Origin of the sequence: Arenimonas oryziterrae DSM 21050 = YC6267 (assembly GCF_000420545.1) — a bacterium.
Taxonomy (GTDB): domain Bacteria; phylum Pseudomonadota; class Gammaproteobacteria; order Xanthomonadales; family Xanthomonadaceae; genus Arenimonas; species Arenimonas oryziterrae.
The window spans coordinates 1-1,316 of the sequence record NZ_ATVD01000022.1 but is presented as its reverse complement, the minus strand read 5'-3'; the positions used below and the strand labels follow the sequence as shown (position 1 = coordinate 1,316).

Annotated in this window: 1 protein-coding gene; it reads right to left on the bottom strand. The window is 67.6% G+C overall.

All coding sequences use genetic code 11. The features are described from left to right. A partial coding sequence (locus G467_RS0114800; protein WP_022970509.1) for a beta strand repeat-containing protein occupies positions 1 to 1,316 on the bottom strand: 1,316 nt, incomplete at both ends.

The following is a 1,316-nucleotide window of genomic DNA, read 5'->3' as shown; positions in this document are numbered from 1 at the left end:
GCCGGGGCGGTATCAACCACCGTGGCGGCCGTGACATCGGACGGACCATTGTTCGTGACAACAATCGTGTAGCTCGTCGCGCCGCCGGCGTTGACGGAGGCTGCGCCGTCCGTCTTCGTGACCGAGAGGTCCGCAACAGGCGTGACGTTGTTGGTGTCGGTCGCCGAGTTGTTGCCCGGCGTCGGATCCGTCGTGCCCGCCGGAACCGCCACGGTCACCGTATTCGCGATCGTGCCCGTCGCCGTACCGGCAATCGTAGCAGCAACGGTGTAGGTGATCACGCCGCCGCTACGCAGCGTCGCGGTCGTGTTGATGTTGCCCGAACCGGACGCCGCACCACACGCGGTGGTGACGGAACCGGTACCCGCCGTGGTGACCGCGCAGGTCCACGCGCCGATCGTCAGACCGGCCGGGGCCGTATCAACGACGGTCGCAGCCGTCACATCGGACGGACCGTTGTTGGTGACGACGATCGTGTAGCTCGTCGCGCCGCCCGCGTTGACCGAGGCCGCGCCGTCAGTCTTGGTGATCGCAAGGTTCGCGACCGGCGTGATGGTGTCGGTATCGGTCGCCGAATTGTTGGCCGGCGTCGGATCCGTGGTGCCGGCCGGAGCCGTCACCGTCGCAGTATTCGCAATCGTGCCCGACGCCGTACCCGCGACCGTGGCCGCGACGGTGTACGTGACCACGCCGCCATTGCGCAGGGTTGCGGTCGTATTGATATTGCCACTGCCCGAGGCCGCGCCGCAGGCCGTCGTGACCGAACCGACACCCGCCGTGGTGACCGAACAGGTCCACGCGCCAATGGTCAGACCGGCGGGTGCCGTATCCACGATCGTTGCCGCGGTGACGTCGGAGGGGCCGTTGTTCGTAATAACAATCGTGTAGCTGGTGCTACCGCCGGCATTGATCGAGGCCGCGCCATCGGTCTTGGTGATGGCGAGGTTGGCGACCGGCGTGACGGTGTTCGTGTCCGTCGCGCTGTTGTTCCCAGGCGTCGGATCGGTGGTGCCCGCCGGAACCGCGACGGTCACGGTGTTGGCAATCGTGCCCGTGGCCGTACCCGCGACCGTGGCCGCGACGGTGTAGGTGATCACGCCGCCGCTACGCAGCGTTGCCGTCGTATTGATGTTGCCCGAACCGGACGCCGCACCGCACGCGGTGGTGACCGAGCCCGTGCCCGCCGTCGTGACCGCGCACGTCCAAGCGCCAATCGTCAGACCGGCCGGGGCGGTATCAACCACCGTGGCGGCCGTGACATCGGACGGACCATTGTTCGTGACAACAATCGTGTAGCTCGTCGCGCCGCCGGCGTT